The organism is Neobacillus sp. KR4-4 (assembly GCF_042136325.1).
Taxonomy (GTDB): domain Bacteria; phylum Bacillota; class Bacilli; order Bacillales; family Cytobacillaceae; genus Neobacillus.
In genome coordinates, this window is record NZ_JBHHJU010000018.1 from 93,337 (window position 1) to 108,295 (window position 14,959).

A 14,959-nucleotide genomic window follows, 5' to 3' on the forward strand; every position below is an offset into this window, starting at 1 on the left:
AACCCTTCTATAGATCTTTGATATTGCAAATTTAAAAAACAAGCCTTAACACCTAATGAATGATTCCCTCGTAGATTATATGAACTAGGCATACTATTCATTACATGCTTATGACAATAGAGAAGGATGATTGACTTATAACGATAAGAGATTGGGCTGCTACTTTTGTTCTACCGTCATGCAAAAGTATCACAATTGTTTTAACATAAAACTTTTGTTTCAAAAATAAACTGTAAAGAGTGAAGAACATGTTATATGAAAATAGCCTGATCATAAAAATCGCATGGAAATATTACATTGAAGGAATGACGCAAAATGAGATCGCCGAGTCTTTAAATCTATCAAGAATGAAAGTGATTAAATACCTAGAGATCGCGAAAGCCAATAACATTATCCAATTTAAAATTAACCTAGAAAAATTGGCTAACATCGATTTGCAGAATCAAATCAAGCAGAAATATCAATTACAAGATATTTATATCGTTCCCGCCTCTACCGAAAATCCGTTAGATAGTCTGACAAAAGCCGCCGCCCACTATATCCAAGACCGAATTACCAGCGACACCATGATTAATGTTGGGTATGGGCAAGCCGTTTCAGGAACCTTGGGACATTTAAACATCTCAACGAAATATAAAGTCACCTTCGTCTCGCTATCCGGGGGCGTCAAATTCTACATTCCCACAGCGATCGATTCATCATCCGATTATTACACCAATCCCAATTACACCCATTACATTATGCCAGCCCCATTATTAACATCTACAGAGCACCTCGCCGAACAGTTAATTAATGAAAAACCAATCAAGAAAATCTTTGAAATGATCCCTTATTCTACAATTACCATCATCGGCATTGGAGCAGTTAACGAACGGGCCACCCTTGTAAAGGAAGGATATTTGAGCACGCATGAAATGGAAATCTATAAATCATTGGGGGCTGCAGGAGATTTATTAAGCCAATTTTATGATCGAAATGGCCAGGTTCTAGATCTTCCCTTGCATAAGCAGCTAGTTAGTACCGATATCCATTTATTAAAATCACTGAACCATGTGGTGGCCGTGGCAGGAGGAACGGAAAAAACGGAGGCGATTATCGGCGCCCTAAAAGGGGGCTATATCAATGTATTAATAACAGATGAAGTGGTGGCTAAAAGTCTCATTGAATGAAATGCTCCTGATCATGAATCCCGACTATGATAGAAAGGAAGAGCGATAACATGGAAAAGTACTTAATGGCGGTTGATGCCGGAACCGGCAGTGTCAGAGTCATTTTATTTAATACACTAGGCCATGAACAATTTGTTGCCCAATCAGAATGGACCCACCATGAAGATAAGCGGTATCCAGGGTCCATGGACTTTGCTATCGAGAAAAATATAGACATGATCATCCAATTAATAAAGGAAATCTTGGCAAAGAGTAAGGTTAACCCCGAAAACATTGTGGCGATTTCCACCACAAGTATGCGTGAAGCCATTATCCTATACGATGAAACCGGGAAGGAATTATGGGCCTGTGCCAACGTAGATTCAAGATCCAACGAGGAAGTGGCTTACCTTTGTAAAATAAGTGACACACTTGAATCAGACATTCATCAGATTTCCGGACAGACCTTTTCATTAGGCGCAATCCCCAGAATCCTTTGGGTAAAAAATCATCTCCCTGAAACCTATCAAAAGGTTCGATACGTTACCATGCTGAACGACTGGATTACCTATCGTATGACCGGGGTGATCTCTGTTGAACCTTCTAATGGCTGCACCACTGGACTTTTTGATATTAAGAAAAGAGTTTGGGATCCAAGCATTGCGAAGAAGGTAGGTCTTAGTGGGGATATTTTTCCGATTGTAAATGAAAGCGGATCCATTATTAGCCAGGTTACCGAGGAATTTTCCGCCCTTACTGGATTAAGCACGCAGACGGTCGTGGTGGCAGGAGGCGGCGATGCCCAATTAGGCTGCATTGGCATGGGGGTCATCAATGAAGGGGATGCAGCTGTTTTAGGCGGGAGCTTTTGGCAATATGAATATACAACCAATCAAGTAGAAATCAATGATGATTGTAAAGTAAGAGTGAATTGCCATGCCATCCCAAATACTTGGCAATATGAAGCCATCGCCTTCTTTCCTGGACTGATCATGAGATGGTTCAGGGATACGTTTTGTGAGCTTGAAGCCTTTCTTCAGAAGGAAAACGGGGAAAGCATTTATGCCCAAATGGAGAAAAGAGCACAACAAGTACCGGCAGGCTGCAATGGAATGATTTGTACGTTTTCCGATAAAATGAACTACTTTTCATGGAAACATGCGGCACCAAGTTTCATAGATTTCAAGTTTGATAGTTCCTATAATAAAGCAACGTTTTACCGGGCCATTATGGAAAATGCCGCTTTTGTCACAAAGGGCAATATTGACATCATTTCCAAAATAACAAACAAAGCACCGGAAACGATTGTGTTTGGAGGCGGGGCTTCAAAAAGTGATCTATGGTGCCAAATTGTTGCCGATGTTCTGAATATAAAGGTAAAAGTTCCAGTGGTAAAGGAATCGACAGCTCTGGGTGCGGCCATTTGTGCTGGTGTAGGAGCGGGCATTTTTGAAAGCTTTAATGAAGCCATTACTCAAGTGGTTAAGTTCGAAAAAACCTTTGAACCAAACAATTCGAATCACTTCATTTATGAAGTGGTATATAAAAAGTGGGAAGCTGTGTACAAGGTACAACTAGAGCTGGCAGATCAAGGACACACCAACCATATGTGGATTGCCCCAGGACTATAAACATCCAAAGGAGTGAAACAGAATGACTGTTATTAACGAGAATGAGCGAGAATACCGATTTGGTGACAGCGGTCCTAAGTACCTGCAAAAAGGACCCCGAATGAACTTTGGTATCGTTGTCCTGCAGCCAGGACAGGATTTTACAGCCCATTATCATAACTTCATGGAAGAAAATTTCTTTATTTTAGAAGGCGAACTGGAAATTCATATTGACGAGGAGATTTTCCAATGTAAACAAGGAGATTTTATCCATGTGGAGCCAAAAAAGGTCCACTATTTAATTAATAAGGGAGATACCCTCCTTAAAGCGGCCTTTATGCTGGCACCCTACCATGAAAAAGATAAAATCGAGGTCGAATACCGTCCATATGGTAAGTAGCGAGGCTGCCAAGGGACGGTTCTTATAGAGATCAATCGCAAGTCTTGCTTTGTACAACTAGTGGATAGGATTTTAGGAACGGTGCCTGACACCCCCAAGGGTGTCAGGCACTTTTAGTTACATATTCAAAACCCATCCCGTCTCACTTTCATTTATATAAGATGTCTATTGTCCTTAATCAGCGAAAGTAAAATAAGCGGAGTTTTTCCGGTTAAATGCAGAATGGAGCTCGTTTCGGGGTAAATAAGAGAAGTTTTTCCGCTTATGCAATTCAAAATCCCCCATTTTCACGTCTTTCGAGTAAATAGGCGGAATTTCTTCGGCTATTTTGGTTATTTTCAATGATAATTTCTAAATAAGCGGAATTTTTCCGCCTAATTATCTGATCGGATGCTTAACCTGATCCCCCAACTGATAAGTGCGGATCCTCTTAACCCCGGATGCGGGAATCAACATATTTTTGTAGACTAGTTGAGAAAATACCTTCCTTACCGTCTTGTCACTTAGCCTCAAATACGCTTCGACTTCTTTAGGGGATATGGCTTCTCCTTTTCGAATCGTTAACCGGAGCACTTCCTTTTCGACAAAGGAAAGAGATGTCTGATCCAGTTCATCCCCCAGCCATTGGCCAATCACTTGTTGAACAATCTGTTGGCATTGACGAGGCTTTTCTTTAACTTGGTCATAAGAAAAGCGAATCACGGTCCATCCATCAATCACCAACTGGTTTTGACGTTCCAGGCTGTCGGAAAATTGCCATCTGCTAATGTTCTTTAGGTGAGGGCCATACCCGTCGACCTCAAAACAAATCCGGATGGCGGGACGAATATAGGCAAAATCCAAATACCTTTTGCCATCCTTGAAATCATCAACTTCATACTCAGGATGAAGATACCGAAAATGGTAAAATAAAGGCCACCACACTTGTTTCAAAAACAATCTTTCAGCCTGGTTATGACCTTCCTGTAAGCGTCGCAGCCTTTCACCGGTTCGTACCTGTAAATGAGCATTTAAAAAGGCCTGATATTCTTCTTCAAATCCCATTGTATCCCTCTCCTCATCATCTTTTATTGCAACCTTTTTATACAATGGCCAATCATCATTTAAACAAAAATTTAGTGGACAAACCTTAATTAATTGGGAACCCGGTCTTTCCCTCCATTTCTTCTATTATCAAACTTTGCATACATATTCGATGCCTATATTGATTGGAACTTCGGACAGATTCATAAACGTTATTGATTGTTAATGTGAGTGAAAAAAAGAGGTTAATGTGGCTTCCATTGAAGAAAGTAAAGACAAATAAAGACTTGCGGAGCAGCTAATATTAAATGAATTTTTAGTGAAGAATTTGAGGATAAACAAACTACCTTTAGTTTAATAAAATTCCTCAATTTGTCAATTTATTTTCTTTATAAAATAGGGGTACTTAAATTTTACCAGAAAAATATATCCCCTCCACATGATGAAGGGGATACATTCTATTAAATTATTTCACTCTTACATACATTCTTCGCTTTTTCTGTTACACTAATAAACTTTTTACTTAAAGCAATTGGTGAATAGGCATTTTCATCATATGGCAGCATTGAAAATGTAAATTCAAAGTTTTCGTTTTCCAAGCGATACTGTTCCTGCACTTCTTGACCACAGCTGGCTGAGCCCAGACCATATTGCTGTTTATCAACATGTAAGGTGATATACGGCATTTTAAATAGGTCACATGTATGTTTAGCGGCCTCCAACTGTTCAACCGTATAATAGCTTGCCGTGAAATCAAAAGTGGAGCCACTGATGAACAATCCTTTTCCACTCTCTTCTGTAAAACTTGCCCATTTTGTTTGATGGCGGTTCCCGTTTTCCTGCGGGAACACATACGGCGTATGCAAATTATCAACGGTTGATGACCAAATGCTCATCTTCGACGCCTGCCTGCTATCACTATAGGCTTCATTGGGCCCTAGTCCATACCACTGCACGTAATCGTAGGTATCTTCTACCACCATCTCCACGCCAATTCGCGGCAGATACTGAGGTGCCTCGCCAGTTTTCACACCCTTGATCTCCACTACAATTCTTCCATTCGCATGAATGGTATAGAGATAGGCCACATGGAATCCCCACGCAAGAACCGGTGGTGCCAGTTTGGCTTCACTCTGAATGACAACAGACTGGAGATCTTCACTGATGGTGACGTCCGTTCCAATTACTCGATGCTGAATGGCATGTACGCCAAATTCCTTCCATCGTTTGGTAACCGAGCTTGCGTTAAATTCTTCAGAACCCAACAAGTCATTATCGATTGGTGCTCTCCAGAAATGTAACATGGGTCCCTTCGACATCACAAGTTGACCATCAAAACAAAAATCTTCTATTCGGCCATTTTGTTTATTAAAGGTCAATTCAAAGGCAGGTCCGGCTATTTTCGTGGTGGAAGCTTTATCTTGAACCGTTAATTGGCCTAAATATTGTGATTCAATCTGAGCAAAACGAGAGATTGGGAGTTCATATTGTGACCACGCAACCGTATGACCTGAATCAGCCCATCGTGTCTTTTCTTTCGTCTTCCAAACGAGATTTAACCAATAATCTGTATTTACCTTCACCACTGTCGGTAGATGAATTGGTAAATCAACCACCTTAGCTGTGTTTGCAGGAATGGCTGGAACATCGACCATTCCACCTGCAAGGATTTGCCCGTCAGCTTCAATAAACCACTCACACTGTAACGTTGATAAATCGGAAAAGTCAAATCGATTTTGGACAAGAATGGTGTTTTCTTTATCATTAAAATGGGATGTGACAACTGGTTCAATCACCTTTTTAAATTCAGCTAAGGCTGGGGATGGCTCACGATCCGGTCGAACCAATCCATCGATCACAAAGTTTCCATCATGTGGTGTCTCCCCAAAATCACCGCCGTATGCAAAATATTCCTTACCCTCTTCTGTGAATTGGCGTAAGCCGTGGTCAACCCATTCCCATACAAAACCGCCCTGTAATCGATCATAGGCATAAAAGGTCTCCCAATATTCTTTGAAACCACCTGGCCCATTGCCCATTGCATGAGCATATTCGCATAAAATATGAGGCTTGTTTAAGTAGGTTAATCCCCCAATTACCTTTAATTTTTCAATTGGCGTGTACATGGACGTATGAACATCCGTTGCTACTGGATCCTTCGTTGGGATAAAGTGATCCTCCAACAAAATTTCTCTCGTCTCCCCTTCATAGTGGACAAGTCTTGAAGGGTCTCTTCTTTTTGCCCATTCATACATCGAAACATGATTTTGTCCAAAACCGGACTCATTCCCTAATGACCACATAATGACGGAAGGATGATTTTTATCTCTTTCTACCAATCTTTCCATTCGATCTAAATAGGCATGTTCCCATGCTGGATCATTACTTAATACATGTGGCTGCCCAATCCTGGTCAACCCATGACACTCAAGATCAGCTTCATCAATCACATAAAAGCCAAATTGATCACAAAGATCATAGAACCTCGGGTCGTTTGGATAATGCGCGGTCCGGATGGCATTAATGTTATGCTGTTTCATTAAAACTAAATCCTCAATCATGGAACGTAATGGGACAGCCCTTCCGTAATCAGGATGGGCGTCATGTCGATTTACACCTTTAAACATAATAGCTACACCATTTACGAGTAATTGACCGCCTTTAATCTCAACCGTCCTAAATCCGCATTTATGTGGAATAACCTCTACCACTTCCCCCTCAGGATTTAATAGAGTAACCACCACATCATATAAGAAGGGAGTTTCAGCATTCCATGATTTCACTTGATCCAAATGGATCGAACCTGTCACCGTTTCATCCGCTGCACCTTGTTTGTGTAAAGCGACAACAGTGCCCTCCTGTTGGATTTCTATTTCCACTGAATGATCTTGATACGCTCCTGATAAAGCGATCTCAAAATTAAGTCGGCCATCTTGATAGCCAGGTTCTAAAGTACCATTCAAAAACAGATCGCGGATATGCACATCCGGTTTTGAGAAAATATAAACATCCCTAAAAATTCCGCTTAACCACCACATATCTTGATCTTCAATATAAGAGGATTCGGCCCATTGATAGACACGTACGGAGATCCGGTTCTCGCCTTCTCTTACAAAATGGGTAATATCAAACTCTGATTGAAGTCGGCTGCCTTGACTATATCCTGTGAAATATCCATTCACCCAAACATGGAAAGAGCTATCAACACCCTCAAACATAAGATGAACCTTCCCTTGTAAGGCTTCCTTCGCGACATAAAAGGTGCGGCTGTAAGACCCCGTTGGATTCTCTGATGGAATATACGGAGGTTCTACTGGAAAAGGATACTGGACGTTTGTATAGTGCGGTTTTCCGTACCCATTTAATTGCCAATGAGATGGAACGGTAATATCCGCCCAATGATCAGTAGAGTAATCCTCCTTGTAAAAATTACTCGGCGATTCCATCGGTGAGTTCGCGTAATGAAATTTCCAATTTCCATTGAGCAATAAGAAACCCTGTGAGTCCCCTCGTTCATACGTAAGGGCTTCTTGTTTACTCTTATAGCTAAAAAAGGTTGACCTGGCTGGCAGTCGATTCTTATGTAACACATTCAAGTTTTCCCAATCATGTTGTAAACGCATCCTTATTCTCCTCTCGATATTATCCTTTAACAGATCCGCCATATATGCCGCTGATAAAATACTTTTGCAATAACAGGAATAAGATTAATACCGGAACAATGCTGATAACTGTTCCCGCTAATACTTGGCCATAATAGACGACCTGGCCTGGTGCCACTAACTGAGATAATAGAACAGGTAACGTTGTACTCTCACGATCCTGTAAAATAATGAGCGGCCACAAATAATTGCCCCATTGTTGGATAAAGCTCAATATACCCAAAGCAGCTAATGGCGGTAAAGATGTAGGCAAGATAATTTTATGAAAAATGGACATTTCACTAGCCCCATCAATTCTCGCCGCTTCTATCATTTCAGTCGGAATACTCATCATATTTTGCCTCATAAAAAAGACCCCAAAGGCGTTCGCGAGCGCCGGTAAAATGACTGACTGGGGTTGATCTTGCCAGCCGAACCCGATGATCATTTTGAACAAAGGAATTAATGTCACTTGGTGTGGCAGCATCATCGTAATTAATACAATAACGAACATGATATTTTTCCCTTTAAACTCATATTTAGCGAAGGCATATCCTGCAATCGCACACAAATATAATGTAGCAATCGTAAAGATGGTGGAGATGAGTAAACTATTACCCAATGCCTGCCAAATAGGAGCAGAAGCCGAGAGTCCTGTTATGTTATTAAAAAACTCCCCACTCGGTAATAACTTGGGAGGACTTTGAAAAATGTCACTATCAGATAGAGTGGAACCCACAAACATCCAATAAAATGGGTACACTGAAGCAATACTAACCAGAATTAAAAATAGATATCCTGCTGATTTTGTTAAGTAGGATGATCCTTTCATTAAATCTCTCCTCCTTTTGAAACTTTGATTTGGAAGAAACTAATAATACCAACAATAATGGTAATGATGTACGCCGCGGCTGATGCATACCCAAATTGGAAGCTTTGAAATCCAAATTGGTAAAGGTACATAATAGGTGTATTGGTAGCATTGTTTGGTCCGCCCGCGGTTAATAAGGAAGGCTCCGTAAATAATTGAATCGTCCCGATGGTAGAAAGAATTCCACAAAACAACAGGATTGGTTTTAACATGGGAATGGTGATCTTAAAGAATTGGGTGAACTTGTTAGCCCCATCCACTTCAGCGGATTCATACAACGAGTTATCAATCGTTGTGATTCCTGCCAACAAAATAATCGTATTATAACCGGTCCATCTCCATGTCACCGCAATAATAATTAACACTTTCGACCAGAACGGGTCACTAAACCAATGAATAGGGTCAATATGAATGAGACCTAAAACGTAATTCATCATTCCGTATTGCTCATTAAAAATAAGGGTAAAGACAATAGAATAAGTGACTAAATCAATTAATACCGGTAAAAAGATAAATAATCGAAGGATGGCCTTTCCCTTAATAAATTTAGAGTTTAATAGGACAGCTAATAATGTCCCTATAATAAGCATGATTGGCACTTGAACAATTAAAATGATAAAAACGTTGGATAAGGATTTCCAAAATAATCCGTCCGTTATAATGTTTTTAAAGTTTTCCAACCCAACCCATTCTGCACGGTTTCCTTGAGCTGAAGTGAAGGATAAATACAATGATTCAAAAATGGGATACACCATGAAAATGGCAAACACGATGAAAAACGGCGATAGAAATAGGTAGGGAGTTAATGTTTTTGGATTCCATTTTTTCTTACTAGCAACAGAAGGGTTTGTCATTTTTCCAACAGCTGTTTCCCTCATTTTGGCACCTCCTAAATTAGGAGTAGGTGTTTAACTAGCAAACACCTACTTTATTAGTTTTTTTAATGATTTACTTTAAGCTTAGTAGATTTTGAAATAGATTCTGCAGCAGTTCCCATCATTTTCTTGGCATTATTTCCTGCTAACACACCGTCAATCATATCTTTAAGCGGTTTCGTTGCATCTAACATAATCGGACCATACTCCATATCTCTAATGGTTGTAGTTTGTTTCGCAAAGAAGGGATATAATTCCATACCAAAATACTCATCTTTTGTATTAAATGCTTCATTTTTATAGAAAGGAGTATAGGAAGGGAAAAGTCCGTATTTTAGCATAATCTTTTGACCTTCATCTGTAGTTAACACATATTCAATAAATTTAAATGCTGCATCCGCATTTTTAGACTGTTTTGACACGGCTAAGACAGAGCCGCCTAAATTGGCTTGTGTATTTCCACCCTCCTCAAAAGCAGGTATCGGAACGATGCCCCATTTACCAGCTTGTTTTTCAACAGAATGGCTTAACGTGCCCGCATACCATACAGGTAAAATAACACTAGCAGCTTTATCGTTCGTTAAAGCTGGAATTCGTCCATTTCCGTCGTGAACATTAATGGCAATGCCCTCATCCTTCATTTTCTTTTGAAGTAAAAGTGCTTTTTCTGATTCCGGTGAATTCACATTAATTTTTCCATCTTTCACATAAGAACCACCCAATTGGTTTAAGAAGATTTCATAAAGATTAAAATCATCGGTATAGAGGGTCATCGCTGTGTCAGGGAATGTTTCTTTTAATTTCTTACCCGCTTCAATATAATCGCTCCATGTTTTGATCGATTCAACATCAATTCCTGCTTTTTCAAATAAATCAATTCGATAATATAAAGCCGTTGGACCTACATCCCATGGCATGGCATATATTTTTTGATTTTGTGTAACGCTTTTCCAAGAAGACTCAATAAAATCATCTTTATATTTTTCCGTTTCGTCTGTTAAATCCTCAAATTGATCAGGAAACTTCTGAAGAAATGCCGGAAAATCCCTTGCTTGTGTTTGAATAATATCCGGAGCTCCTGTTCCTGCTGCTAAAGCTGGGGTAACTTTAGAATATCCAGTATCTGTATGTAGCACTTCCACTTTTATATCTGGGTACTTTGAGTTAAATCCCTCAATTTGTTCTGTTAAAGCATCTGCAGCGGCATTCCAGGATGCCACAGTAATGGTAACCTTACCATCAGTAGAACTAGCCTTCTCATCTTTTCCACTGCTACAGGCTGTCAAGAAAACTGATAAAACCAATAATACTGACAATAATACTGAGAACCTTTTCATTTTTATCGCTCCTTTTTTTAAAAGTCTATGGTCACGTGACCACTCTTCAGAAAAAAATATGGCCACGTAACCATATTACAGAAAAAATAATATGGCCACGTAACCACATTATTTAAAAAATTCTGCTATGCTATTAAAATAAATTAAATTGTAATCGTTGTCAATCCAAAATTACTAAATCATTAATTTTTTCACTGATTCTCTTTCTTTTAACATTACTTCAACTTCAACACTTTTCTCAATTGTATTTTCGTTTTGAATTTGATCCATCAACTGCTGTACGAGCATTTTGCCAATTTCCCTTTTTGGAATATTCATCGTAGTCAACGTGGGCGTCACAATTTTAGCTAACTCAATATTATCCACACCAATGACTGAAATATCCTCAGGAACCTTCTTCCCGCTTTCAATAATCGCTCGTATTGCCCCAGCAGCTAACAAATCGTTCGATGCAGCAACAGCAGTAAAATATCGCCCCTTATCCAATAACATCTTAATCGCTTCATACCCTGTCGTCAATTTATCTTCATACATTTCAACGAATATTCGATAATATTCCTTAATCTCTAAGTTATGTTCCTTCATAGCCATTTCATAGCCCTTGTATCTTGGATTGCTGCTTTTTTCTTTTTGATAATAATGGCCTAAAAAAAGAATTTCCTTATGTCCATTTGTTATCAAATGGTTTACAGATTGCCTCATTACTTTCTTTAAATCAACATATACATGAGGAATTTCTGCCTTAAGCGGAATGTTTAGTTTATCAATTCGATCCCAGTAGATAGACAGTGGCATTTTTTTTATATTTTCGAGAATATCTTTAATCATAATTAATTCATGTGAGGCTAGCAGAATCAAACCATCATAAGGGCCTTCTACAACTTGCTTTAAAAAATCGGGTTTTTTCTTTGTAATATTATATAAAGATAATGAATATCCGACCTCAATTGCCATTTCCTCTATCCCCATAAACATTTCTGCAAAAAAGGAGTTATTAATAGAGGGGGAGATACAAGCAATTTGTTTATAGGATTTCATCCGTAAATTCTGTGCTGCCCGGTTCGGTATGTAGTTCAATTCGGCAATGGCTGCTTCTATTCGTTTTCTTACTTCCATAGCAACATACCCATTATTATTGATGACACGTGACACTGTTGATGGTGAAACTCCTGCCTTCAGAGCCACATCTTTTCTTGTAACCATACACACTCCCCTTTTATCTATATAACCAATTACATTATATATTGTACCTTGTATTGTTGCCTTTATCTAGCATCTCTAACAAGAAAGGTATTGAGTTGTATTTTGTCTTTCTCTGGGCGTAACAGGCATTGGAATTTACCCTCACCAACCGACACTCTTTCGACTAAATAACGTATAGGCTATACTATTCAAACGTTTGGTTAAAACTTCTACAAGTACTGATGTATATGAATTTCAGCAGCAAAGCAGACAAGAAGAATGTCGAAAAGCATTTATTAATTTCGCAGGAAATAACCCATCTTTTAACAAAATTAGATGGGTTTCTCATAAACTTACATTAAAAATGAACTCATCACCTATTGGTGTCAGGCACTTTTCATATTAGTATTCTAATAGGAATATATATGTAAAATGTTTCAAGTCTTTTAATCTACCAACGGTTAGTAATGAGGGGGAAATGAATGTTATATACAGACGAGTCTTTGGAAAAGTTACGGATGGAAGGCGATCCAGTTCTGGACCGAATAATCGCAGAATTGTTCAAGAACAGTCAGGTTGGCTCCGTAAACAATTTATTGAAGCAATTGATGCATAATGACCAGGAGTATCCGGCAGAGCTGCCTGATACCATTGAATTTTGGCTGAAGAATACCGTTTCTTGCCCAGAAGGCGTGGATTGGTCAAGAATGAGAAACGCAACTGATTTATTTCAGGAGCATGGGATTGCCATCACCTTCTTATTATCAACAGCCTCACTTGTGAATTGTTACGCTGCCGTTAAAGGTGTGAAGGTCCTTACATTCAGTTATCGCTTAGGCCAAAACGCTTACCGCAGGATAGCGGAAACAGGGCAATTTGTTCTTCATATCATGGCTCCAGGCGGACTTGAATCCGGAGGACAAGGAATCAAAGCGATTCAAAAAGTCCGTTTAATGCATTCAGCCATTCGGTATTTGGTTCAAAAGACCAGTAGATGGGACGAAAAAGAAAATGGAATCCCCATTTGTCAGGAGGATCTTCTTGGTACTCTATTAACCTTTTCCAAAGTCGTCATAGATGGGCTTCGCCATTTAGGGATGAAAGTAACAGAGAAACAAGCGGAAGATTACCTCTATTTTTGGAAAATTATTGGAATCATACTGGGAGTTCGAGAAGATAATATCCCAGAAACAATGGAAGAGTCAAAGCAGTTGGAGAAAATGATTAAAAAAAGACACCATGGACCATCTCCTGAAGGAGTCCAGATGACTCGTGCTCTCCTTGAATTTCACGCAGGCCTCATTCCCGGTGAAATGTTTGACAACATGGTCCCTGCTCTAATTCGAGAAACCGTAGGCAACGAAATAGCAGACTGGATGGATGTTCCACACTCCAATTGGCAAAAACTGATGAAATTCAAAGAGCTAATGGGCTTTTTTCTTGATTCAGATTATACGGGCTTTTTGGGAAGTATGGTCAATCGGCTTGGGTTAGCCTTAATTAAGCGTCAATCACTCGCGATGACCGATTATGAATACACACCCTTTCTCATACCAACTGAACTGCGGAAGGTTTGGGGGATTGAGGAAATTGGGGGAATTGCATGAAAGTATTCAATAAGGTCATTGTCGTAACAGGTGCTGGAGGCGGGATTGGAAGTGAACTCGTTCGTCAGCTTTTAGAAAAGGGAGCTAAAGTCGCAGCCATTATCCACAAATCCGGGCTAGAGGAAATAAAATCATTAGCAACAGTCTATGGAAACGACAAGATATCAACACACATAGCTAATCTAGCTAACAGAGATGATGTGGAAAAGCTTCCAGAGGAGATCATTGCAGTACACGGATGCATAGATGGAATTATTAATAATGCAGGAATTATTCAACAGTTTCATAGTGTGAATGATCTTGATTATGAACAAATTCATAGAGTGATGGATGTCAACTTTTACGGTACGCTCTATATGTGCAAATCATTCTTACCATACCTTTTAAATCGGCCAGAATCCCACATAACCAATGTATCAAGCATGGGGGGATTTCTTCCTGTACCGCTTCAATCGGTTTACGCAGCATCCAAAGCGGCCGTTAAAATGTTAACTGAAGGCCTTCATTTAGAGCTTAGAGATACCAATGTAGGCATAACGATCGTCTTTCCTGGTGGAGTCGACACGAACATCGTCAAAAATGCAAGAATTGAATTAGAAGGTGCCGACAACCATTCGTATAAGGTGCTCAGCCCAAATGAAGCAGCTGCCATCATTATTAAAGGGATGGAAAATAAAAAATACCGAGTGTTAGCCGGTAACGATGCAAAAATAATGGACTTCTTATATCGTTTAAATCCGAAAAAAGCAACGGACATCATTGCTAAAAAGATAAAAACACATTTAAAATAAGAATAACCTTTTACAAATTTCCGGATTAAACAAATGATGACCGTAGCTGCCTTTTTGGCAGCTTTTGTTTTTAATCAGGCTTAACCCTTAAAAGAGTGACAGCTCCAAATTTCGCACAAAAAAAAGACAACCGGAAATGGTTGTCTTTTTTTTGCCTGGCAACGTCCTACTCTCACAGGGACGCGTGTCCCAACTACCATCGGCGCTGAGAAGCTTAACTTCCGTGTTCGGTATGGGAACGGGTGTGACCTTCTCGCCATTGCTGCCAGACTATTTAATTGAGGTTTCATTCCCTCAAAACTAGATAATGCTGAAGAAGTTTGTAAACTTGAGTTCACCTTAAAATATGGTTAAGTCCTCGAACGATTAGTATCAGTCAGCTCCACATGTTACCACGCTTCCACCTCTGACCTATCAACCTGATCATCTTTCAGGGTTCTTACTAGCTTGCGCTATGGGAAATCTCATCTTGAG

11 protein-coding genes and 2 rRNA genes are annotated in these 14,959 nt (G+C 39.5%); 5 read left to right on the forward strand and 8 right to left on the reverse strand.

Features of this window, described 5'->3' with window-relative positions; translation table 11 throughout:
- Nucleotides 1–248: 248 nt before the first annotated feature.
- The 3 genes from ACE198_RS17955 to ACE198_RS17965 are packed head-to-tail and all read left to right on the forward strand — an operon-like array spanning nucleotide 249 to nucleotide 3,158.
- Nucleotides 249–1,169 (forward strand): sugar-binding transcriptional regulator, encoded by a 921-nt coding sequence (locus tag ACE198_RS17955; protein ID WP_375376517.1) that lies wholly within the window; start codon nucleotides 249–251, stop codon nucleotides 1,167–1,169.
- A gap of 50 nt (nucleotides 1,170–1,219) precedes the next feature.
- On the forward strand, nucleotides 1,220–2,779 hold the full coding sequence (gene lsrK / locus ACE198_RS17960; protein WP_375376518.1) for an autoinducer-2 kinase: 1,560 nt from the start codon (nucleotides 1,220–1,222) through the stop codon (nucleotides 2,777–2,779).
- Between the two features lie 22 nt (nucleotides 2,780–2,801).
- Complete coding sequence (locus ACE198_RS17965) at nucleotides 2,802–3,158, forward strand: cupin domain-containing protein (protein ID WP_375376519.1); 357 nt, start codon at nucleotides 2,802–2,804, stop codon at nucleotides 3,156–3,158.
- A gap of 378 nt (nucleotides 3,159–3,536) precedes the next feature.
- On the opposite strand, the gene ACE198_RS17970 is transcribed toward ACE198_RS17965, so the two are convergent.
- From ACE198_RS17970 to ACE198_RS17995, 6 genes are all read right to left on the reverse strand, one after another.
- Nucleotides 3,537–4,202 (reverse strand): DNA-binding response regulator, encoded by a 666-nt coding sequence (locus ACE198_RS17970; protein WP_375376520.1) that lies wholly within the window; start codon nucleotides 4,200–4,202, stop codon nucleotides 3,537–3,539.
- 440 nt (nucleotides 4,203–4,642) lie between these two features.
- Complete coding sequence (locus ACE198_RS17975; protein WP_375376521.1) at nucleotides 4,643–7,804, reverse strand: glycoside hydrolase family 2 TIM barrel-domain containing protein; 3,162 nt, start codon at nucleotides 7,802–7,804, stop codon at nucleotides 4,643–4,645.
- Nucleotides 7,805–7,823: 19 nt separating this feature from the next.
- A complete protein-coding gene (locus ACE198_RS17980) occupies nucleotides 7,824–8,654 on the reverse strand; it encodes a carbohydrate ABC transporter permease (RefSeq protein ID WP_375376522.1) in 831 nt (276 codons plus the stop codon).
- Entirely contained in the window at nucleotides 8,654–9,571 is a 918-nt protein-coding gene (locus ACE198_RS17985; protein WP_375376523.1) for a carbohydrate ABC transporter permease, read from the reverse strand. Before ACE198_RS17985 ends, ACE198_RS17980 begins: the two co-directional genes overlap by 1 nt.
- Nucleotides 9,572–9,633: 62 nt before the next feature.
- Nucleotides 9,634–10,905: an ABC transporter substrate-binding protein gene (locus ACE198_RS17990; protein ID WP_375376524.1), complete on the reverse strand. Its 1,272-nt coding sequence runs from the start codon at nucleotides 10,903–10,905 to the stop codon at nucleotides 9,634–9,636.
- A gap of 174 nt (nucleotides 10,906–11,079) precedes the next feature.
- On the reverse strand, nucleotides 11,080–12,108 hold the full coding sequence (locus ACE198_RS17995) for a LacI family DNA-binding transcriptional regulator (RefSeq protein WP_375376525.1): 1,029 nt from the start codon (nucleotides 12,106–12,108) through the stop codon (nucleotides 11,080–11,082).
- Nucleotides 12,109–12,569: 461 nt separating this feature from the next.
- Between ACE198_RS17995 and ACE198_RS18000 the strand changes: the two genes are divergently transcribed.
- On the forward strand, nucleotides 12,570–13,694 hold the full coding sequence (locus ACE198_RS18000; RefSeq protein ID WP_375376526.1) for an oxygenase MpaB family protein: 1,125 nt from the start codon (nucleotides 12,570–12,572) through the stop codon (nucleotides 13,692–13,694).
- Complete coding sequence (locus tag ACE198_RS18005) at nucleotides 13,691–14,485, forward strand: SDR family NAD(P)-dependent oxidoreductase (protein WP_375376527.1); 795 nt, start codon at nucleotides 13,691–13,693, stop codon at nucleotides 14,483–14,485. The genes ACE198_RS18000 and ACE198_RS18005 overlap by 4 nt, the downstream gene beginning before the upstream one ends.
- A gap of 153 nt (nucleotides 14,486–14,638) precedes the next feature.
- On the opposite strand, the gene rrf is transcribed toward ACE198_RS18005, so the two are convergent.
- Nucleotides 14,639–14,755: ribosomal RNA gene (gene rrf / locus ACE198_RS18010) — 5S ribosomal RNA — on the reverse strand.
- 76 nt (nucleotides 14,756–14,831) lie between these two features.
- A 23S ribosomal RNA gene (locus ACE198_RS18015) occupies nucleotides 14,832–14,959 on the reverse strand; the annotation flags it as partial.

What these genes read in the sequence shown, in the direction of transcription:
- ACE198_RS17985 (WP_375376523.1), bottom strand. Translation starts at nt 9,571, where the DNA reads ATGAGGGAAACAGCTGTTGGAAAAATGACAAACCCTTCTGTTGCTAGT.
- ACE198_RS17990 (WP_375376524.1), bottom strand. Translation starts at nt 10,905, where the DNA reads ATGAAAAGGTTCTCAGTATTATTGTCAGTATTATTGGTTTTATCAGTT.
- ACE198_RS17970 (WP_375376520.1), bottom strand. Translation starts at nt 4,202, where the DNA reads ATGGGATTTGAAGAAGAATATCAGGCCTTTTTAAATGCTCATTTACAG.
- ACE198_RS18005 (WP_375376527.1), top strand. Translation starts at nt 13,691, where the DNA reads ATGAAAGTATTCAATAAGGTCATTGTCGTAACAGGTGCTGGAGGCGGG.
- ACE198_RS17965 (WP_375376519.1), top strand. Translation starts at nt 2,802, where the DNA reads ATGACTGTTATTAACGAGAATGAGCGAGAATACCGATTTGGTGACAGC.
- ACE198_RS17955 (WP_375376517.1), top strand. Translation starts at nt 249, where the DNA reads ATGTTATATGAAAATAGCCTGATCATAAAAATCGCATGGAAATATTAC.
- ACE198_RS17980 (WP_375376522.1), bottom strand. Translation starts at nt 8,654, where the DNA reads ATGAAAGGATCATCCTACTTAACAAAATCAGCAGGATATCTATTTTTA.
- ACE198_RS17975 (WP_375376521.1), bottom strand. Translation starts at nt 7,804, where the DNA reads ATGCGTTTACAACATGATTGGGAAAACTTGAATGTGTTACATAAGAAT.
- lsrK (WP_375376518.1), top strand. Translation starts at nt 1,220, where the DNA reads ATGGAAAAGTACTTAATGGCGGTTGATGCCGGAACCGGCAGTGTCAGA.
- ACE198_RS17995 (WP_375376525.1), bottom strand. Translation starts at nt 12,108, where the DNA reads ATGGTTACAAGAAAAGATGTGGCTCTGAAGGCAGGAGTTTCACCATCA.
- ACE198_RS18000 (WP_375376526.1), top strand. Translation starts at nt 12,570, where the DNA reads ATGTTATATACAGACGAGTCTTTGGAAAAGTTACGGATGGAAGGCGAT.